The sequence below is a fragment of the Algoriphagus litoralis genome, from assembly GCF_003259255.1.
Lineage (GTDB): Bacteria > Bacteroidota > Bacteroidia > Cytophagales > Cyclobacteriaceae > Algoriphagus > Algoriphagus litoralis.
The window spans coordinates 185668-206567 of the sequence record NZ_QGOL01000002.1; the positions used below are offsets into that span (position 1 = coordinate 185668).

21 protein-coding genes and 2 tRNA genes are annotated in these 20900 nt (G+C 40.8%); 11 read left to right on the plus strand and 12 right to left on the minus strand.

Annotated features, from left to right (window positions below; genetic code table 11):
* Nucleotides 1-23 precede the first annotated feature (23 nt).
* The 11 genes from DK188_RS00705 to DK188_RS00760 all read right to left on the minus strand — a co-directional run bounded on the left by DK188_RS00705 (nt 24) and on the right by DK188_RS00760 (nt 12421).
* A complete protein-coding gene (locus DK188_RS00705; protein ID WP_111668864.1) occupies nt 24-2429 on the minus strand; it encodes a 3-hydroxyacyl-CoA dehydrogenase/enoyl-CoA hydratase family protein in 2406 nt (801 codons plus the stop codon).
* Nucleotides 2430-2474: 45 nt separating this feature from the next.
* A complete protein-coding gene (locus DK188_RS00710) occupies nt 2475-2936 on the minus strand; it encodes a MarR family winged helix-turn-helix transcriptional regulator (RefSeq protein WP_111668865.1) in 462 nt (153 codons plus the stop codon).
* A gap of 349 nt (nt 2937-3285) precedes the next feature.
* Nucleotides 3286-5034, minus strand: a complete 1749-nt coding sequence (locus DK188_RS00715) for an AMP-dependent synthetase/ligase (RefSeq protein WP_111668866.1) — start codon at nt 5032-5034, stop codon at nt 3286-3288.
* Between the two features lie 438 nt (nt 5035-5472).
* Nucleotides 5473-7089 (minus strand): Ig-like domain-containing domain, encoded by a 1617-nt coding sequence (locus DK188_RS00725; RefSeq protein ID WP_111668868.1) that lies wholly within the window; start codon nt 7087-7089, stop codon nt 5473-5475.
* Between the two features lie 71 nt (nt 7090-7160).
* The gene (locus DK188_RS00730) at nt 7161-8066 is read right to left on the minus strand and encodes a class I SAM-dependent methyltransferase (RefSeq protein WP_232825631.1); all 906 of its coding nucleotides are present in this window, start codon (nt 8064-8066) and stop codon (nt 7161-7163) included.
* The gene (gene mnmG / locus DK188_RS00735) at nt 8056-9921 is read right to left on the minus strand and encodes a tRNA uridine-5-carboxymethylaminomethyl(34) synthesis enzyme MnmG (protein WP_111669360.1); all 1866 of its coding nucleotides are present in this window, start codon (nt 9919-9921) and stop codon (nt 8056-8058) included. The genes DK188_RS00730 and mnmG overlap by 11 nt, the downstream gene beginning before the upstream one ends.
* 70 nt (nt 9922-9991) lie before the next feature.
* Entirely contained in the window at nt 9992-10417 is a 426-nt protein-coding gene (ybeY, locus tag DK188_RS00740; RefSeq protein ID WP_111668870.1) for an rRNA maturation RNase YbeY, read from the minus strand.
* 3 nt (nt 10418-10420) lie between these two features.
* Nucleotides 10421-10822: an ATP-binding protein gene (locus tag DK188_RS00745; protein WP_111668871.1), complete on the minus strand. Its 402-nt coding sequence runs from the start codon at nt 10820-10822 to the stop codon at nt 10421-10423.
* Between the two features lie 128 nt (nt 10823-10950).
* Nucleotides 10951-11712: an exodeoxyribonuclease III gene (locus DK188_RS00750; RefSeq protein ID WP_111668872.1), complete on the minus strand. Its 762-nt coding sequence runs from the start codon at nt 11710-11712 to the stop codon at nt 10951-10953.
* Nucleotides 11713-12072: a hypothetical protein gene (locus DK188_RS00755; RefSeq protein ID WP_111668873.1), complete on the minus strand. Its 360-nt coding sequence runs from the start codon at nt 12070-12072 to the stop codon at nt 11713-11715. It abuts the gene before it with no gap.
* A 7-nt stretch (nt 12073-12079) separates the two neighbouring features.
* Complete coding sequence (locus tag DK188_RS00760) at nt 12080-12421, minus strand: carboxymuconolactone decarboxylase family protein (RefSeq protein WP_111668874.1); 342 nt, start codon at nt 12419-12421, stop codon at nt 12080-12082.
* 264 nt (nt 12422-12685) lie between these two features.
* Here DK188_RS00760 and DK188_RS00765 point away from each other — a divergent pair, with 264 nt between their 5' ends.
* The 6 genes from DK188_RS00765 (at nt 12686) to DK188_RS00790 (ending at nt 16065) form a co-directional block, all read left to right on the plus strand.
* Nucleotides 12686-13198 (plus strand): ComF family protein, encoded by a 513-nt coding sequence (locus tag DK188_RS00765; RefSeq protein WP_317046858.1) that lies wholly within the window; start codon nt 12686-12688, stop codon nt 13196-13198.
* 4 nt (nt 13199-13202) lie between these two features.
* A complete protein-coding gene (locus DK188_RS00770) occupies nt 13203-13739 on the plus strand; it encodes a YfiT family bacillithiol transferase (protein WP_111668876.1) in 537 nt (178 codons plus the stop codon).
* A gap of 14 nt (nt 13740-13753) precedes the next feature.
* Nucleotides 13754-14512, plus strand: a complete 759-nt coding sequence (locus DK188_RS00775) for an SDR family NAD(P)-dependent oxidoreductase (RefSeq protein ID WP_111668877.1) — start codon at nt 13754-13756, stop codon at nt 14510-14512.
* A gap of 72 nt (nt 14513-14584) precedes the next feature.
* Nucleotides 14585-15169: a hypothetical protein gene (locus DK188_RS00780; RefSeq protein ID WP_111668878.1), complete on the plus strand. Its 585-nt coding sequence runs from the start codon at nt 14585-14587 to the stop codon at nt 15167-15169.
* Nucleotides 15170-15171: 2 nt separating this feature from the next.
* On the plus strand, nt 15172-15630 hold the full coding sequence (locus DK188_RS00785; RefSeq protein WP_111668879.1) for a PaaI family thioesterase: 459 nt from the start codon (nt 15172-15174) through the stop codon (nt 15628-15630).
* 27 nt (nt 15631-15657) lie between these two features.
* On the plus strand, nt 15658-16065 hold the full coding sequence (locus tag DK188_RS00790) for a hypothetical protein (RefSeq protein ID WP_111668880.1): 408 nt from the start codon (nt 15658-15660) through the stop codon (nt 16063-16065).
* Between the two features lie 54 nt (nt 16066-16119).
* On the opposite strand, the gene DK188_RS00795 is transcribed toward DK188_RS00790, so the two are convergent.
* Nucleotides 16120-16653: an RNA methyltransferase gene (locus tag DK188_RS00795; RefSeq protein ID WP_111668881.1), complete on the minus strand. Its 534-nt coding sequence runs from the start codon at nt 16651-16653 to the stop codon at nt 16120-16122.
* Between the two features lie 81 nt (nt 16654-16734).
* On the opposite strand from DK188_RS00795, the gene mutS reads away from it, so the two are divergent.
* The 5 genes from mutS (at nt 16735) to DK188_RS00820 (ending at nt 20857) form a co-directional block, all read left to right on the plus strand.
* Nucleotides 16735-19338, plus strand: a complete 2604-nt coding sequence (mutS, locus tag DK188_RS00800) for a DNA mismatch repair protein MutS (protein ID WP_111668882.1) — start codon at nt 16735-16737, stop codon at nt 19336-19338.
* Between the two features lie 52 nt (nt 19339-19390).
* Complete coding sequence (locus DK188_RS00805) at nt 19391-20188, plus strand: LuxR C-terminal-related transcriptional regulator (RefSeq protein WP_111668883.1); 798 nt, start codon at nt 19391-19393, stop codon at nt 20186-20188.
* A gap of 136 nt (nt 20189-20324) precedes the next feature.
* Nucleotides 20325-20400, plus strand: a tRNA-Gly gene (locus DK188_RS00810).
* Between the two features lie 85 nt (nt 20401-20485).
* A tRNA-Leu gene (locus DK188_RS00815) sits at nt 20486-20569 on the plus strand.
* Between the two features lie 48 nt (nt 20570-20617).
* A complete protein-coding gene (locus DK188_RS00820) occupies nt 20618-20857 on the plus strand; it encodes a GIY-YIG nuclease family protein (protein WP_111668884.1) in 240 nt (79 codons plus the stop codon).
* Nucleotides 20858-20900 lie beyond the last annotated feature (43 nt).

Genomic DNA, 20900 nt, shown 5'->3' on the forward strand with positions numbered 1-20900 from the left:
TGTCTTGATCCTTGATACTCTATCTAATTCCTCAGCGGTTTTCCTTTGAACAAAATACTGTGAATACGTTCCAGAGTCTTTTTTTCTCCCGTTAAGCTCAAGAAGGCTTCCCGCTCCAAGTCCAGTAGATATTGTTCACTCACCTCTGTTGGTGAAGACAAGTCACCACCAGACATGACCCAAGCCAATTTTCTCGCGATTTTAGCATCGTGCTCAGATATGTATGCCCCATACTGCATTCCGGTAATTCCCGCTTCGAAAAGTGCCAAAGAAGTTTTACCCAATACTTTGACATTGGTCTGCTGAACTTTTTGCGTATATCCCATATCACTCATTCGTAACACATGAGATTTGGCATCGGCCAATTGACGCTTTCTGTTCAGCGAAATTCCGTCACTTGTTCTCAGATATCCCAAACCTCGAGCTTCTTCCGCAGAGGTGGAAACTTTTGCCGTAGCGATATTCATGAAATACTCCTGCAGCTGATTCAGCTCCACGTCTCCATTGATCACCCCATTTGAAAATCTCAAAGTCATTTCCTTGGTACCTCCACCTGCTGGAATCAACCCTACACCTACTTCCACCAAGCCCATGTACAATTCGGCATGAGCCTGAATGTGATCCGAATGAAGCGAAAGCTCACATCCGCCACCTAATGCCATATTGTGTGGAGCCACAACTACTGGTATCGAGGAATATCGGGCACGCATCATTGTATTCTGAAACTGCGCGATCATCATATTGATCTCGTCAAAATCCTGATCTCCAGCAAACATAAAGAGCATTCCAAGATTAGCTCCTGCGGAGAAATTTCCGCCTTCGTTGCCTATAACCAGCCCTTTGTAGGACTTTTCAGCCATTCCGATGGCGGTATTGATTCCTTCGATGACTTCAGCACCCATGGAGTTCATTTTGGTATGAAACTCCAGACCGATCACCTCGTCACCCATGTCGTAGACAGTAGTACCGGTATTACCCCAAATTTTCTTTCCGGCAGATTTCAGTGTATCCAATAGGATGAAATCCTCGATTCCCGGAATTTCAAGATAGGATTTGCTAGGAATGTCGTAGTAGAGTTTTTTTCCTCCATCGACTTTGTAAAAGTTTTCATGGCCTGCGGAAAGCATTTCATGAACCCATGCTGCTGGTTTTTCACCAGCAGCCTCCATTTTCTCAACAGTTTCCTTCACTCCCAAGATATCCCAAGTCTCGAATGGACCCAATTCCCATCCAAAACCTGCCGAGACCGCTTGGTCGATTCGATAGAGTTCGTCGGAAATCTCAGGAATACGATTGGAACAATATTTAAACAAGTCGTAGAATGAAGTCCGGTAAAACTCTCCGGCGCGGTCATCGAAATTGACCAGAAACTTGATTCGCTTTTTGAGATCCTCTATTTCTTTGGATGCTTCCAGAGCTTTGAACTTTGGCTTTTCAACATCTTTGTATTCGAAAGTCTTCAGGTCAAGCTCCTTCAACTCTTTCGTTCCGTCTTTGTGACGGATCATTTTGAAGTATCCTTGGCCGGTTTTGTCTCCAAACCACTTGTTGTTGTATAACACTTCGACAATCTGAGGCAATTTGAATTTGTCGCGAGATTCATCATGCGGAAGGGCTTTGAAGAGGTTATTTGCCACGTTTACCGTAGTGTCTAATCCGACTACATCCATGGTTCGGAATGTGGCTGACTTGGCACGGCCAATGATTGGGCCGGTAAGTTTATCCACTTCAGAGACTGACAAGCCCATCTTTTCGATGGCGTGCATTCCTGAGATGATGGCATACACACCTATTCTGTTTGCGATAAAAGCCGGGGTATCCTTGCACAGTACGGTTTCTTTGCCTAGGAATTTATCCCCGTAATTCATGAGAAAATCGATGATTTCGGGATTGGTTTTAGGACCGGGTATTATTTCCAAAAGTCTCAAATACCGCGGCGGATTGAAAAAGTGCGTTCCGGCAAAATTGATCTGGAAATCTTCACTTCGCCCTTCGCACATCATGTGCATAGGAATACCTGAAGTATTGGAAGTGATCAATGTACCAGGTTTGCGGTATTTTTCTACTTTTTCAAAAAGAGACTGCTTGATATCCAATCGCTCCACAACTACTTCCATGACCCAGTCGTAGTCTTTGATTTTTGGAAGATCATCATCGAAGTTTCCGGTTGTGATCCGACTTGCAAATGATTTGTCGTAGATCGCTGATGGGTTTGACTTTAATGTACTTTGCAAAGCTGCATTTACGATCCGGTTTCTAACCGCGGGATGCTCTTTGGTCATTCCTTTTTTCTGCTCTTCTTCGGTGAGTTCAAAAGGAACAATGTCCAGCAAAAGTACCTGCACGCCGATATTGGCGAAATGACAGGCGATGCGCGATCCCATCACTCCTGAACCTAAAATGGCTACTTTCTTAATGGTTCTGTTCATTTTTTTGGGTTTTTGGTAGTCTATTCCGCCAGGCGGAAAATCGATTTATAATTCAAATATTGGTTTACTTATTTCACTTTCATTCACTTGCTCAATGACCTGCTGGATCTTGGCAAATACGCCGAAAAATGTCTCCAGCTCCTCCTCACTCACTACATCACGGACTTGCTGATTGAAGTCCATTATCGTATTGATGGACCTTTCTTTCTTGTCTTTTCCATCCTCGGTGAGGAAGATGCGGACTGACCTTTTGTCCAGAGGATCTGCTTTTTTATAAATCAGCCCCTTTTCTTCCATGGTCTTTAGCATTCGAGTCAAGCTGCGTGTCTCCAGACCGATTAGCGGGGCGATCTTTGTGGCTGGAGTTCCTTCTTTGGAATTGATGTTAATCAGAACAAATCCGATAGCCGTGGTAAATCCCTCCTCCGCTGCCTGCTGATTGTACATGCGTGAAATGGCATGCCAAGCGCTTTTGATATGATAGTCTACGGTTTCTTCTCTTTTCATCTTTTTGAAATTTCTTTTGGGTCTGACCTGACTGTTTTGGTACTAGCACACCCCAATTCCTCAAACCTAACTTCCACAGGAACGCTTTATTTGTTCAGACACACTCGCAGAATTTGAAGTCTTCTAAGTTAAAGAAATTTTGTATGCATGCATACTATCTGGTAAAAAAAGTTATGCATGCATCACAAATAATTCATAGGTTTTTTAATAAATATCAAAATATAATATTTATTAAACTTTAAAAAACTGAATTAATCAGAATAAAAAGCGTGAATAATCATGTTGAACAAAAAATATTTTGGTATGATCAAATTGTGATTTTTTGATTAAAAACAAAAAAACCAGGCTTTTATGCCTGGTAGATGGATTCGATTTCCTTTTCAAATTTCTGATGGATGACTTTTCGCTTCAGTTTCATCGTAGGAGTGAGCTCTCCAGAATCAATTCCCCAAGGTTTATCCAGTAGTTTAAAACGTTTGATCTGCTCCCACTTTCCGAAATACTTATTCAGCCCATCGATTTCTTGCTGGAATTTTTCAAGGATTTTGGAATTAGCAACCATTTCTGAATCAGATAAGTAAGGAATATCCTTGCGCTTACAATATTCCTTCAATCCCTCAAAACTCGGAACGATTAAGGCTGCAGGGTAATTTTTGCCATCCCCTACTACCATGAGCTGTTCGATGAGAGGAGATTCTTTGAATTTATTCTCAATAACCTGTGGCGCGATGTATTTACCACCGGAGGTTTTGAACATTTCTTTTTTGCGATCAGTGATTTTTAGGTAATCTCCATCCAGTTCACCAATATCTCCGGTATGAAACCAGCCGTTTTGGAGTACCGCTGCGGTCATTTCAGGCTCTTTGTAGTATCCTTGCATCACATTGGGTCCTTTGACTAGAATTTCGCCATCTTCTGCAATTTTTACCTCAACATTCTGAATGAGTTTACCTACATATCCGATTCGGATTCCTTCTTTGGTAACCAGTGAGGCAGAGACTACGGGCGAGGTCTCTGTGAGGCCATATCCTTCGCATACGCGTATACCTGCCGCCCAAAAAACACGCGCAAGGCGGGGCTGCAAGGCAGATGCTCCAGAATTGATCTGCATCACATTTCCGCCCAATGCTTCTCTCCATTTTGAAAAAATCAGTTTGTTGGCAAGTTTAAGTTGAAAATCATACCAGCCTCCCATGTCAGCTGCAGGATCATATCGAAGCCCCAAATTCAAGGCCCAAAAAAAGAGTGTTTTCTTTATTCCGGTGAGTTCATAACCTTTGGCAACGATCTTATCATACACTTTTTCCAAAAGTCTCGGGACAGTATTGAACACATGGGGTTGTACTTCCTTTAGGTTCTCGCCGATTTTCTCCAAACTTTCGGCATAGTAGGAGGAATAACCCAAGTAAATGTAAAAAAATGAGGCAGTACGCTCGTAGATATGACAGAGTGGGAGAAAACTCAAGACCTTGGAAGTACCGGCCGGGGGAGCGATTCTCTGAGATACTGCCAAGACATTCGACAAGACATTGTTGTGGGATAACATAACCCCCTTCGGTTTGCCAGTGGTGCCTGAGGTATAGATAATGGTAAAGAGATCTTCCGCTGCGATTCGATTTTTCGATTCCTCCAATTTTGCCAAATCCCCCGATTCACCGCTCTGCTCTAAAGTGGACCAATGGTCTACATCGGCCAAGCGATCGAATGAATAGATTTTACGATCTCCGGCTGCTTTTACTGCTTTGGAATAGATCTCCTGATCACCTACGAAAATCAACTTCACTTCTGCATGATCAAAGATGTATTCAAAATCCCCTGAACTTATTGTTGGATACATGGGGACTGATATTGCCCCGATTTGTTGGGTAGCAAAATCGACAAAATTCCATTCCGGACGATTTTCTGAAATGAGGGCAATCTTGTCTCCGGCCTGAATGCCTATGGAAAGTAAGGCCAAGCTAAGATTATCAACTGTTCGCTTCAGATCCTTGGAGGAATAGGTTTTCCAGCTTCCTTCTTCCTTTCTCGCAAATGCAACTTCCTTATCGTAGGTGGCGATCTGATAAGGGATCAAATCAAAGAGGCGGGTGAGATTCATGTTTTTGGGTTTATCAATCTAATATTACCCAATTGGAAATTGAATCACAAAAGCTTTCCACACAATTCACCCTCTAATATTTATAGTATATTATTTAAATAAATAAACTATTAAGGTTATTAAGGGTGTGGATTTGTTGATAAGCTTTGTTTAAAAAGTTTGGCACACGTTATCTGTTCAATCTTTTTCTTTCTTGACATCTTTTCCACCGATTATCAACTTGTAAGAGGTTGATTTGGTACAACTTATTTGTTTTTTGCCAATTTGGTGGATTTCTCATCCCAGGCTACTTGTGGTTAAATGATCTGTGGACAATTGATCTGGTAACTGTTGACAAATTTCAGGTTATCCCCAGTTCAATTTGGTATTGGGTAATTTTTTGGATTTTTTGTCAAAAGGTTGAAGTTATCCTTTACTTGAGCGGCAGTTTTCCACAGGTTAATTCTCATTTTCCACAGCGGTATTTGTTGATTTTATAGTACCTGTTGGAGTATTTGCTTTGATGTCTTGCTCTGGTCTGGTCCATCCACTTCGGATGATTAGTTCTTGCGTATTCTCTTCATTGATGAAATAGAATACTCGTTCGGCATTTCTTTTTTGTAAAAAATTAGAAGGATCCCAGCGCTTATTTCCATTTAGATCTTCGATTACGCGTATTTTAAAAGTGCCTGGTTCGAGTAATTTAAACGAATAGGCATCCGTATTTTCTAAAAATTCTTCTCGTATCAATTCGTTTTTGGAATTCAATAACTGAACGATAAAAGGTGGTTTGGCATCCAGGATCCTTCCTGAAATTTCATCTGCTAGGTTTTCCCGCTTCAGTTTCCTGTAATTTGCCGAAAGGAGGGTTTCATTGACCTGATTTTCGATATCGAGGAAAGTGGAATCACTTGCTTTGATCGTAAATACATCTCTGCTTACGGTATCTGGGATGCTTAGGGTTACTTTGAGCAGGTCTCGTTTAACAGAGTCGGCAAATTGTAACATCGATGGTACTATCGGTATTATTGATGCTGTATCGTAAGTGATATACAGCGAATCAAAGTTTATAGATTGAATAGGTTTGGTGAATTTTAATTCAATTTCGAGTGTATTGTAAAAGCTTTTTCCCGAGTTTGCTGTGACTTGGAGTTTATCTGGCTTCCGTTCTGATTCTGGGAATTTAGCCCAGATTAAGGAGTCTTTTTGGAATCCAACAGAATCTTGCAAGGTGATATTGAATGGAATACTGTCGTTTGTTGGGTTTTTAGGATAAATTCTAATTCGATTATCTGATAAAGTATAGAAGTATTCCTTTCCCAATTCTTCATTCTTAATGGTGGTTTCAATTGGCATCCTATTTAATACGACATCGAAGTTATTTCCATATTGACCTGTCCTCATGATTCTAATGGGGGTTAGATCAGCCTTTGAGAGATTGAACTGTATGTTTTCGAGATTTTTGTTGATCGTTAGTGTATCCAAAAGAAAGTCGTATTCCTCTGATTTAAATTCAGCTTTTAAGGTACCATTACTGTCTTTCCAAGCATAGGCTAAATAGTCTCCAGCTTTGATATTTGTGATGGAGAATTTACCTGTTGAATCTGTTTGGCTTAAGTAGTAAGGTGAAGCGGTGAAGACGTCGGTTGTATCATTCACAGGGTAAATACCCACTATGACATTTGAAAAGTCAGGTTTACTGGGGGGAAAAAGGTAAGAAATACTCCCTGTGACACTTAAGCTATCAATTGAATTGCCTGTAGAAAACACCAATTTGAGATTTTCGGCAGGATTTTCCTCAGAAATATCCACTACCGATTTCTGAAAATTGAAAACGTAAGTTGTGCTGTCTTCCAATTCTTGATTCAGCTTGATGCTTACTTGATTTTTTAAGGCTGTAAAAACTATTTCGTCCTTATTTAAGCGCGGTGTGATGATAATTCCCTTTGATGCATTTTCAAGTTTGATATATTCATCAAAAGTCAATGTAATAATCTCTGGTTTGATGTTTAGAGATTGGTTTAAGGGGTTAGCTTCTACAAGCTTCGGGGGATCTTCATCTCTTGGACCTCCCATTGGAGTACTTTGCTTGGCACAAGAAGCAAATAGAGTAAAAACTATAAGGAGAATATATGGATTTAGTTTGTTCACTTTCTTTTAAATACGAAAATATTGCTTGAGTATTCCCCTGGTTTCGAAGCCATTTTATTTGATTTAAGTCCCGCAAAAAAAGCATTCCAATATTTTTTGAGTAAGGGAGCTTCTTTATCTAGGTATCCTTCAGATAACAGTGAAACGTAGAAACTATCGAACTTCATCGGTTTTGTTTCGATTAATTCCAATCCAAATTCATCCTTGAATGCTGTTATTGAGTTTGAATTGAAATGGTATAGGTGTCTCGGAATATCCCACCCAGCCCAGAATTTTCCATATTTTTTCCCATCCCAGCTATCGTGGTTTGGAACGGCAATTAGTATATAACCACTTGATTTTAAGTGATTTAGAACTCTTTTTGTTGTTTTTCTTAAGTCATGAATATGTTCTAAAACATGGAATAAGGTGATGATATCGTATCGGGTGTTTTGATCAGTTTCTTCGATAGATTCCTTTATTCGATCTTTGAGTTTTAAATTGGCCTGATGTCTTGCTTTATCATTAGGTTCTATTCCCGCTACTTTCCAACCTTTGCTTTTTGCTGCTCTTAAAAACTCCCCAGTGCCGCAGCCGTAATCCAATAATTTTCCCTTCTTTTTATACTGTTCTATGAAATCCACCTTTTTTGAAATATTGTAATTCCTTACTTTTTGGTAGATCCATTGTGTTATACTTTTAGCTTTATCCTCGTGTGAAAAATATTCCGGGAAGTTATAGTATGGTCCTATTTCTGTTTGGCCAGGTCTTGGATTTGTGAAGAGGAGTTGGCAATCTGAGCATTTACACAGGATAAATTTTTCCCCTGTTACTGCAAAATCAGTAATCTCGGAATAGTTAAGGAAGCGAGCGCTTTTGCATAGCGGGCATTTACTTAGCCGTTCTGACATTTTATCTTCCAAGGTATACGGTTAAGATAGATAAGTCTGCAGGAGATACACCGCTGATTCGAGAAGCTTGTCCGAGTGTTTGTGGACGAATCTTATTTAGTTTTTGCTTTCCTTCATTGGATAATGCTGTGATGGATAAATAGTCAAATTGGTTTGGAATCTGGTAGTTTTCCATGTTTGATAATTTATCCACGAGTTGCTGCTCCTTATCTATATAGCTATCGTATTTGATTTGAATTTCTGCCTGTTCGAGGACTTCTTTAGAATATTTGCTAAGGTAAGCGTTCAATTCTTCGTCGATTGATTTTAATTCTTCCATTCCCATTTGGGGACGTTTAAGAAGTTTTTCAGCGCTTACTTTTTCTAGAATTGTAGCAGTGCCTATTTTCTCCAGTACCTCGTTGATGGAGTCTGGGATTAGTTTCTTTTGTCTTAGATCGTTGATCAATGCTGCTGTTTTGGACTTTTTATCCAGCATGTTCTTCAATCGTTCTTCTGAGGCAAGACCAATATCATATCCGTGTTGTGTCAGTCTAAGGTCTGCATTATCCTGTCGGAGTAGCAATCTGAATTCTGCCCTAGATGTGAACATTCGGTAAGGCTCCTCTGTGCCTTTATTTATAAGATCATCAATTAGGACTCCGATATAAGCTTCAGATCGTTTTAGAATAAAAGGTTCCTCTTCCTGAACCTTAAGGCTAGCATTAATTCCAGCCACGAGACCTTGAGATGCTGCTTCTTCATATCCTGTGGTTCCGTTGATTTGTCCTGCAAAAAACAAATTTTCTAAGATTTTGGTCTCTAGGGTAGCATTGAGCTGTGTAGGTGGAAAGAAATCATATTCAATAGCATATCCAGGCCTGAACATTTTGGCATTTTCGAATCCGGGAATTAACCGTAAGGCTTTATACTGGACATCTTCAGGGAGTGAAGTGGAGAATCCATTGACGTAGATCTCTACGGTATTCCAGCCTTCCGGCTCTACAAATATCTGGTGTCTTTCCCGCTCAGCAAAACGATTGATTTTATCCTCAATACTGGGACAATATCTTGGGCCTAGTCCTTGGATTCTTCCATTGAACATTGGAGATCTGTCAAAACCAGTCTCTAAAGACTGATGTACCTCTTTGTTTGTATAAGTGATCCAACAGGATTTCTGTTTTTTTAAGGGTTCTGTCGAATTCGAGTAGGAAAATTTTTCTGGATTTTCATCGCCGAATTGTTCTTCCATTTTGGAATAATCTAAACTTCTTCCATCTACTCTGGGTGGAGTGCCAGTTTTCATTCTTCCTGCTTCAAACCCAAGTTGTACCAGTTGCTCAGTTATTCCTTTTGCAGCTGATTCACCTGTTCTCCCCCCTCCAAATTGTTTTTCTCCAATGTGAATTATTCCATTGAGGAAAGTTCCATTGGTCAGAACGACAGATTTTGAATTAATTTCGATACCTATGGCTGTTCTAACACCTATTACTCTCCCGTCTTTTACAAGAAGTCCTGAGATCATTTCTTGCCAAAAATCCACATTTGGTGTTTGTTCTAGCGCAAGTCTCCACTCCTCTGCGAATCTCATTCGGTCATTTTGTGATCTTGGGGACCACATGGCTGGACCTTTTGAGCGGTTTAGCATGCGGAACTGGATCATCGATTTGTCCGAAATTATCCCTGATAATCCCCCTAGTGCATCTATTTCTCGTACTATTTGCCCTTTTGCCACCCCTCCCATTGCTGGGTTGCAAGACATTTGAGCGATGGTGTTCATGTTCATTGTGCAAAGAAGAACTTTGGATCCCATAGCTGCTGCTGCATGCGCTGCCTCACAGCCCGCATGACCCGCCCCTACTACAATGACATCGTATAATGGAAACATAATTTTATTTTGGTGTTTCACGTGGAACATGACATTATTCCTTTTGTCACATTTGTTTCACGTGAAACAGTTAATTGGTTTTGAATAGTTCTATCGCAAATTCTTCTTTTGCCCGCATTGTTTCAGCTTGCTCTTTTGATTTGTCTTTGTAGCCCATCAAATGGAAAAGCCCATGACTGATGACTCTACTGAGTTCGCTTTCTTCAGTGACGTCAAGTTTTTGAGCGTTTTCTTTGACCCTATCAATACTGATGAATATATCACCTTCGATTTTTTTTGATTCCTCAGAATTGTCAAAGGTTATAATGTCTGTGTAAGTATGGTGTGATAAGTAATCCACATTGATCTGATACAAATAGTCATCTGAGCAAAAGATGTAATTCAATTCAGTGATTTGAAACCCTTCAGAATTGGCAATCTTTTTAAGCCAGTCTTTCCGCTTTAATTTTTGTGGAAGTTGAAATTTGATTTCTTCTGAAAAAAAATTAATTGCCATCGCTCAATCTAAGTAGAAAGATAAAATGGTCTTCTTTCCCCCTTCTTCAAATTTCACATCGTCACTCAAGTGTCTGATAAGGAAAATCCCCCGTCCACCTGGCTTCTGAATGTTTTCAGGCGCGGTGGGATCTTCTAGTTCTTCAAGGTCAAATCCCTGACCTTCATCTTCGATGATGAAATTCAACTGATCTCCCTCCGTGTTTAATTCCAGATGCACTAGTTTGTTCTTGTCATTTTGATTTCCATGGATGATCGCATTACTAATGCATTCAGTCACTGATATCATAATATTCCCATAGATGTCATCATTGATTTCGAAGTTATCTTTAGCATTGTCGATAAAACTTTCGATAATCTTAATGTTCTCTATTAGAGATGGGATAGAAATTTTAATAGACTTCATGTGTGTTAGTTAAATTTTTGTTCACATGGAATCTCGCACGCCAAATCTTCAAGTCTGCTAGAGACACGTTTTTTATGCTCGATTTCATCTTGGAAATATTCTATAATTCAGATCTTATTGTCCTTCGCTTATTCTATTTCAAGTACAATCGGACAATGGTCCGAATGTTTTATTTCCTGCAAAATTACGGCACTTTTCAATCTGTTTTGCAATTCTTTGGTAGCCATGTGGTAATCAATTCTCCATCCCAGATTTTTTGCTCTTGCATTGGCTCTAAAACTCCACCAAGAATACTGATGAGGACTGGAATTGAAATATCTAAAGGTATCGATAAAGCCACTTTCTGTGAATTTATCCATCCAGGCACGTTCTTCTGGGAGAAACCCAGATGAATTTTTATTAGAAACAGGATTGTGAATATCAATAGGCTTATGACATATGTTATAATCCCCACTTAATATTAAGGTTGGGTTTGTTTTTTTTAGATCTTTGATATACCCATATAGGTCATCAAGAAACTCGTATTTGAATTGTTGTCGTATGTCTCCGGTTGTTCCTGATGGGAAATAAGAGGATATAAATGAAAACCCATCAAAATCAGCCTGAAGTACTCTTCCCTCATCATCATATTTTGATAATCCCATTCCATATTTGAGCGATTTTGGTTTGATTTTGGTAAGAATAGCCACCCCACTGTAGCCTTTTTTCACTGCAGGATTCCAGTAGAGTTCATAGCCAAGGTCTTTGAAAATAGCACTGTCGATGTCTTTTTGTTCCGCCTTAACTTCCTGTAAACCAATGATATCTGGATTTTCTTCCTTTAACCAATCTATAAATCCTTTGGTTATGGCAGACCGGATTCCGTTGACGTTGTATGAGATTAGCTTCATTTATAACTCTATTTGATATTCCCTTTCGAAATATTCCATCACTTGAATTTTGAGTAATTTCTCTTGATCCAAAAGATCAAAGTGAGGTAATTCTTTTATTAACTTCCAATGTGGCCATCCCTCTTGATCTATAAAATCCAATTCATAAAAGCCTGCGTAACTTAAGACTTTGCATATCGCGATATGCATAAGGTCTTGCTTTTGTTCCTTTGAAAAGGTACGGGTTCCCTTTCCGAGTTCCTGCACCCCTATCAGAAAGAGTACGCCATTAAGGTCATTGGGTTTTTTCCCGATCGTTTCCTTCAGTCCTTCGAGAAGTTTTGCCCATCTTTTTTCAAGATCAAGATCCCGTTTAAACATAGCTAAATTAGTGATTTGTAAGCTCTTCCCAATATTCCACCGCTCTTCTGAGGTGGGGGATGACTATTGATCCACCTATGACCAAGGCTATCGAAAACACTTCAAAAATTTCCTCTTTTTTCAGTCCTGCTTCATGGCTTTTACCTAAGTGATATTTTATGCAGTCATCACAACGAAGTACCATTGAGCATGCTAATCCTATCATTTCTTTCGTTTTTACGTCAAGTTCGCCTGCTGCATAAGTATTCGTATCAAGGTTAAAAAAACGCTTGATCACCAAGTTATCTTCGCCCAAAATCTTGTCGTTCATTTTGGCGCGATAAGCATTGAATTCTTCTATTAGATTCATTAACTTAAGGATTAATATAAGTCCAAAGGGTAAATATACGGCATATTAAACCCGATGAAGCAACAACAGAACTTTTTACCGATGCGTTTTGATTTTTTAAAAGAATTTTTGGATCTCATTTTCCCCAGAAACTGTCCACAATGTGGTCGGTCACTTTTTGACTTCGAACCCTGTCTTTGTACGATTTGCCAAGGAAGTCTGCCGGTTGCTAATTTTCATTTGAGGCCATTTGACAATGAATTAACTGATAAAATCCGTGGCTTAATGCAAGTAAATCGTGCGATGGCTTTTTTGAGGTTTTCTAAAAAAGGGAAAAGTCAGAAGCTTTTACACCAACTCAAATACCGCAACAAACCCGAAATAGGTGAGGAAATGGGTCGCTTGTATGGCTTGACTTTGGCTAATAGTGGCTTTTCAAGCGAATGGGACGTGATAGTACCTGTTCCACTTCACCCTATGAAACAAAAAAGAAGGGGTTATAATCAAAGTGAAAAATTCGCGGAAGGTCTATCCAAACCATTAGAAACCACAGTATCTAACCTCTTGGAGCGAAAGAAATTTACCGAAACTCAAACCAAAAAATCAAGGCTTCAGCGTCTGGAGAATGTGGATGAAGTTTTTGAACTCAGACAAGGAGAAAATATCACCGGGCTTAGGATATTGCTCGTAGATGATGTGGTCACTACTGGTGCGACGCTCAGCGCTTGCGCAAATGTGCTTTTGGCCAATGGTGCAAAACATGTAGATTTGGTTACTATCGCGGCTGGAGGCCAATAAACATATGAGCACAGACATCGAATTTCTCAAATTCCCAATCGGTAAGTTCAAACTTCCCGAATATATTTCTGAAACCCAGATGGCAGAGGCCATCAATCAGATCAAATCATTCCCTTCCAGCCTGTTCAAAGCTGTAAGTCCTCTATCTGTCGAGCAGCTGAATACCCCCTATCGTCCTGGTGGGTGGACAGTGAGACAGCTTGTCCATCATTGCTCTGATAGTCATATGAATGCATTTGTGCGTTTTAAATTGGCATTGACTGAGCAAAATCCGACCATTAAGCCCTACTTGGAAGGCGATTGGGCAAATTTACCTGATTACTCTCTCCCAATTGAATCTTCTTTGCTGACCATACAGGCTATTCATTTGAAATGGGGGGTTTTACTCGATTCCATGAAACCGGAGGATTTCAAAAAGACCTATTTTCATCCGGAAAAAGAACGGAGCCAAGAATTGGCTGAGGTTACGCTGATGTATGCCTGGCACTCGCAGCATCATTTGTCGCATGTACTGCATTTGATCATGCGGGAAAACTGGTAAGGCCTTCATTATTCATGAAAATTTCTCTCAAAAATCAGCGAATACTAGTCACAGGAGCATCTAGGGGAATCGGAAGGGCTATCGCAAGGCAACTATCCGAATCAGGTGCTGAAGTGATAATTCATTACAATGCCAACCAAGCAGAGGCAGAAAGTCTCCGAAATCAACTTAAAAACCCTGCACACATCGAAGCCTGTGACCTTGCTCAGTCAGATGAGGTGGTTGGATTTATTCCTAGATTGGTGGAGAAATATGGACCCCTTACGGCTTTGGTAAATAATGCTGGGATTTCTCCAGCTGCACCGGATTCTTTACCTACTCCGGATTGGCTGGAGATTTGGAACAAAGTAATGGCAGTCAACGCCACAGCGGTAGGAATTTTGACCAAGGAATTTGTCGATCAAGCAAAAGTCCAAGAAAACGGTCGAATCATAATGATCTCTAGCCGAGCAGCATTTAGAGGTGATACGCCGGACTATTTAGGCTATGCTGCCTCCAAGGGTGCTTTGGTTAGTCTGACCCGATCCATTGCCAGACATTATGGGAAATTGGGAATTAAAGCTTTTCTGATTGCTCCTGGTTTTACCCGGACAGAAATGGCAAATGGAATATTGGCTGAATATGGAGAAGATTTCGCCCTAAATGACATTGCCTTAAAGGAACTAACCTTGCCCGAGGACATTGCCCCCATGGTCACACTTCTTTGTTCTGGCTTGGCAGATCATGCCACCGGCACCTCCATCGACATGAATGCCGGATCTTACGTGAGATAATTTTGGAAATGACACACAGAAACCTTCACACCTTTTTAAGGGTTTTGTAAGGTAACTTGCGCGAGTAGATCCATGTCGAAAAGAGACCCTGTACTTACACCAGAACTGATAAAAATTCTCAAAATTTTTATTTTTTCATCCTTAGGTCTGGTGCTGGTTTTCTCTTTTTTTAATGAGTATCGGGCCAACAACACTGGTCAAGATGGCACTTTTCGGATAAATGATTCCAATCGACTCTATTTTCTCAATGTTAAGGCTATTCAGTATGACCGTGAGATTCGCAGGGATGCGGGAATGACGCTGTACCGCCATGCAAAGCGAAAACAATCTGATTCAATACCAACCTTGGATATGGTAATCCTTCTGAATGCCAGTAAAGAAGAAGCCTATATTTATCTTGAATTGAAAAATGCAGATTGGCCGATCGAGCTTTCCGTCAAATCTTCCGGCACATCCCGGATCCTGGAATTTACCAATGGCAATAACCTTGATCATTTTGCCATCGTCAAAAAACTAAAAGCTTTTATCGATGCGGATGCAGAATTTGAACTTTTAGTTCATAAAAAACCTATCCCGCTTTGGTCTACTGAATTAGAGAAAAAAGCTATAAAATCAGTCTTAGAGGACTATTTTAGGCTTCTGGATCTAATCAATTAAGAATGGAAAGCACCACAAACTCTAGATTGGAATTTTTCAAAACACAAATAGGCAGCGTACTCGATAAAACTCCTTCAGCAGCAGGGAATTGGTTAAAAGGGACATTGCTTGAAATTGACCTGCACCATATTAAGGTAAAGTATACCGTCCGGCCTGACATGTGCAATCCGGGCCGAATTCTTCATGGAGGAATATCTTCCCTGATGCTGGATGATGTCATCGGTATGGGAAATTTTGTGGCAGGATCAGAATACCTAATGACAAGTATTAACCTGAGTGTGGACTTTCTTTCCGCAGCGCAAGTCGGAGAAACAGTGGAAGTAACCGCAAAACTAATTCGATCCGGATCAAACCTAAATCATTGGGAATCCGTAATCAGAAAAGAATCTGGAAAAGTAGTGGCCAAAGCAAGCTCCAACTTAATCAAAACGCATGTAAAGCTCAGTGAGCTTGGTTTTTAATAGCTGAATACAACTAAATTTTATAAAATGAAAAAAACCCTTCTTTTGGCCATTTTTGGCTTGTTTTCTACTGTTTCATATGCACAATGGACAGTTTCGTATCATCAAAGTAATTTGCCCTTCATAGGAGTGAATAAGCAGATCGGCGAAAAATGGCTACCGGAATTTAGAGTAGGTACAGATAACTTTATAGATAATGTTTCCTTTGAGTTAGTGGTCAATCGTATTTTTTACAAAAACGACCGCATAGATTTCTATGGGGGTATAGGTGGCCGAGTCCAAAATTTTGCCGGTTTGGTTATTCCAATTGGCTTGAATATCTATCCCTTTGAGCGAAAAGATTTTGGATTTCACATCGAAGCTGCCCAGTTTATAGGTGACGGAGATATATTCAGAGGCTCTTTTGGGATCAGGTATCGGTTTTTAAAAGAGTAAATTAAGACACACAAATGATGCATGGCTAAGTCCGGCCATGCATTTTTTTATTCGTTAAAATTGACCTAGCTTTACCATCAAGTCCCATACCGCGATGCCTAAAGTCACCGAGATATTCAGCGAATGCTTGGTTCCTAATTGCGGGATTTCCAGTACTTGATCACAGGCTTTTAATACTTCTTCTTCCACTCCAAATACCTCATTTCCGAAGATTAAGGCATACTTTTGCCCGATTTCGGGAGAATATGAATTAAGCATGACAGCGCTTTCTACCTGCTCCAGGGCGCAAAGTTGATACTTGAGTGCCCTGAGTTTTTCGATGGCTTGCATCGTATTTTGACAATATTCCCATTCCACGGATTCGGTAGCGCCAAGTGCTGTCTTTTGAATGTCTCGATGCGGTGGAGTACCGGTGATTCCACATAGAAAAATCTTCTCGATTCTGAAGGCATCAGCAGTACGAAAGGCAGAGCCGACGTTGTTAAGGCTACGTACATTATCCAATACCAAGACGATTGGAGACTTCTCTGTTTGCTTAAATTCCTGGATCGAAAGCCGATCCAACTCTTCCATGCTTAATTTCTTCATCTTTTTTGATCTCCTTAGCTAATCGGCTATTTTCAGCCTTTATTATCAATTCAAAAGTACCACAATTCCCTTTTTATCCTCATGAGTAGATCCAAGGACGGGCAGGAAACTCCCCTGATGAAGCAATACAATGCAATCAAAGCAAAGCATCCGGGAGCTTTGCTTCTTTTCCGAGTGGGGGATTTCTATGAGACCTTTGGCGAGGATGCGATTGTGGCGAGCAAGGTCTTGGACATCGTATTGACCAGGCGGGCCAACGGCGCTGCTTCCCATATTGAGTTAGCCGGATTTCCTCACCACTCCTTGGACAATTACTTGCCAAAGTTGGTAAGAGCAGGCAATAGAGTGGCTATCTGTGATCAATTAGAAGACCCCAAATCTGTCAAAGGAATCGTAAAGCGGGGAGTTACAGAATTGGTTACCCCTGGATTGTCCTACAATGATCAGGTCCTTGATACCCGGAAGAACAACTACCTGGCTTCCATTTATTTTGGAAAAGAGATTCATGGAATTGCATTCTTGGATGTCTCTACCGGTGAATTTATGTGTGCTCAGGGCAATGCTTCCTATCTGGAAAAGCTGCTTCAGAGTTTTGCACCTTCTGAGATTATATATTCAAAAGCTGCGAAAAAAACCGCTGCCGAAATCATCAAAAACGAATACATCACTTTTTACTGCGAAGACTGGGTTTACCAATATGATTTCACCTACGAAAAGCTAAAAACCCACTTCGGAACAGCCAATTTGAAAGGATTCGGTATCGAGGATTTGGAGTCTGGGATAGTGGCCGCAGGTGGTATTCTGTATTATTTGGAGGAGACAGAGCATCGGGAGGTACAGCACATTTCCTCCATTTCGAGAATCGCGGAAGAGAGATATGTCTGGTTGGATAAGTTCACGATTCGGAATCTGGAGTTGGTTTTTCCACAGCATGAGGGAGGTGTGCCCTTGATTCAAATTCTGGATCAGACTGTGACCCCAATGGGCTCTAGGATGATGAAAAAGTGGATGGTGCTTCCACTGAAGGAAAAACAGCCCATCGAAGAGCGCTTGAATGTGGTTGATTTCTTTTATCAAAATTCAACGTTGATTGAAGAAATCCTTGCGCCACTTCGATTGATCGGAGACTTGGAACGGCTTATATCCAAGGTAGTGGTAGGAAGAGCGAATCCACGTGAAATGAACCAAATCAAGCGGGCACTGAAGTCAACGCTTCCCATCAAGGAAATGCTCAAAGTGCAAAAAAATCCAACGCTGAAGCGCTTATCGGATCAGATTCACCCTTGTGAGTATTTATTGGACAAAATCGAGCGGGAGCTCAAAGAAGATGCACCCATGCTGGTCCACCAGGGTGGCGTGATCAAAGATGGAGTAGATCCTGAATTGGATGAATACCGTGGTCTGGCGAATACCGGAAAGGATTTTTTGGTTAAAATCCAGCAGCGGGAAGTGCAGAACACCGGAATTTCCTCATTAAAAATCAGTTACAACAAAGTTTTTGGCTATTATCTGGAGGTGACGCATGCCCATCGGGACAAAGTGCCCCAGGAATGGATTCGAAAGCAGACACTGGTCAACGCAGAGCGATACATCACGCCGGAGCTTAAGGAATACGAGGAAAAAATCCTTCATGCAGAGGACCGAATGCAGGGAATAGAACAAAAATATTTTACCGCCCTCGTCTTGGAAGCAGCTCAGTTCGTTACCCAAATCCAACAGAATGCCCGGGTTTTGGGGACTCTCGATTCGCTGTTGTCATTTGCACAGGTAGCTTTGACCAATGGGTATTCCAGACCAAAGATTTCTGATACAGAGACCCTGGAAATCAAAGATGGAAGGCACCCTGTGATCGAAAAACAACTTCCTCCAGGTGAAAATTACGTTCCAAATGACATTTATCTCGATCATGACAGCCAACAAATCATGATCATCACCGGGCCAAACATGGCAGGTAAATCCGCTTTGCTCCGACAGACTGCCCTAATCGTACTGATGGCACAGATGGGTAGTTTTGTACCAGCATCCTTTGCCAGAATTGGAATTATTGACAAGGTTTTCACGCGTGTGGGGGCCTCGGATAACCTTTCCAAAGGTGAATCTACCTTTATGGTAGAGATGACGGAGACAGCAAGCATCCTGAATAATCTGTCCGATCGCAGTCTGGTCTTGATGGATGAAATCGGTAGGGGAACTTCCACGTATGACGGGATCTCCATCGCTTGGTCCATTGTAGAGTTCTTACATAATCACCCAACCTTTAAAGCAAAGACTCTTTTTGCCACGCATTACCACGAATTGAATCAGCTTTCTTCTGATTTTCCCAGAATCAAGAACTTCAATGTATCTGTTAAAGAAGTTGGTAACAAAGTGATATTTATGCGAAAACTGAAAGAAGGAGGAAGTGAGCATAGCTTTGGGATCCATGTGGCACAGATGGCAGGCATGCCAAATCCGGTTGTGTTAAGAGCTGCCGAGATCATGGGACATTTGGAAAAAGACAAAGCGCTTACCGACAAAAAAGAGCATTTCAAATCCATTCCAAAGAATAATTTCCAGCTGAGCTTATTCGAAATGGACCCTAAATTCACTGAAGCTAAACAGCTTCTGGACCAGATCGATATCAACGCAATTTCACCTATAGAAGCACTTTTGAAGTTGCATGAGCTAAAAAAGAAATTGGATTGAGTTTCTCAAAACCGTATATTTTATTCGATTTAAACTAACACACTTTTATAAAATGGATAAGGTATTACTCAAAGACCTGAAGAAACAGGATAAGTATACCAAATTCTTTAAGGATTGGAAGGAACAGGAGTTTCAGGGAGAAATAGATGAGCAAAAGCTCAAAGACGAACTAGCTACACTCAGCAAAACAATCGGTATGCAGGAGAGTCTAGTCATAGCCTGTTTTGACTATCGTAATTTGAATTTGGCGTTTTTTACCGGAAATGTGGAAAAACTGACTGGATATCCTGAATCTATGTTTCGAAATAAGGGAATGGAGACGTCGTTTACCATGATCCATCCTGAAGATCGTCCAGAGCTTTTCAGATTTCAGAAAATTGTATTCGATGTATTTCATGGTCTTTCGATTCCTGAGCGCCATACCTTTGAATTTTCATATACTACCCGTTGGGTGCATCGGACGACGGGCGAGGTGATCTGGATGACCTCCAAGGTTCGACCCTATGTGATAGATGAGGCTGGTAATTTCATTATGGACTTACACATCATCGTGCAGCTGCTTACAGCACCGAAAATCAAAAGTTACGATTGGAGTTACTCCTATTCCAAAGATGATGGATCAAAGATCATTGTGACCAAAAATTCTCCCATGGATAAGTCCGTAAAACTGACTTCCAAGGAGCGTGAAATAGTTAACCTGGTCCTAGAAGGAAAGGAATCCAAAGAGATCGGAGAAAAATTGAACATATCAATTTTTACTGTGGCCACACATAGAAAAAACATTCTAAGGAAGCTTGGAGCCAAAAATGTAGGAGAAATGGTAAAGATTTTAGCCTCCTATGATTTTTGAAATACCTGTAAATCAGCGGAAATTGGTGATTTTATCGATTGAATTAAAAAAATTATCTCTTTCAGCCTTGTAAAATTATTTTGTGGGCTTACCTTTGCATCCACAATCGCCCAAGAACGTTTGGGTAATGACAAAAGCGAGAGTAGCTCAGCTGGTAGAGCACGACCTTGCCAAGGTCGGGGTCGCGAGTTCGAATCTCGTCTCCCGCTCCAAAAAGCCCTTGCAAAAGGGCTTTGTCATTTCAGGACATTGGGTTTTTATCAGATGTCGCTGAAGCGCTACTTCCGGGTAGCGTAAGCCGGGATGGTGGAATAGGTAGACACGCAAGACTTAAAATCTTGTGGGAGCAATCCCGTGCGGGTTCGATTCCCGCTCCTGGTACGATCAAAAAAGCCTCACAACCCTGTGAGGCTTTTTGTATTTTAAAGCATGTTTACAGTTTATGCTATAAAGAGTCAGGTTAAAAACTACATCTATGTAGGAATGACGAGTGATTTGAGTGACCGACTGAACAGGCACAATTCTGGATATGAAAAGACCACAAAGCCATATGCACCATTTGAGTTAATTTTTAAGATTGAAAAATTGACAAGAGCTGAGGCTAGAGCAGAAGAGAAAAAACTCAAAACTACGTCAGGAAAAAGGTATTTGAGGTCTTTGATAAAATAAAATCTTGTGGGAGCCAATCCCGTGCGGGCCTGCCTGCTGCAGG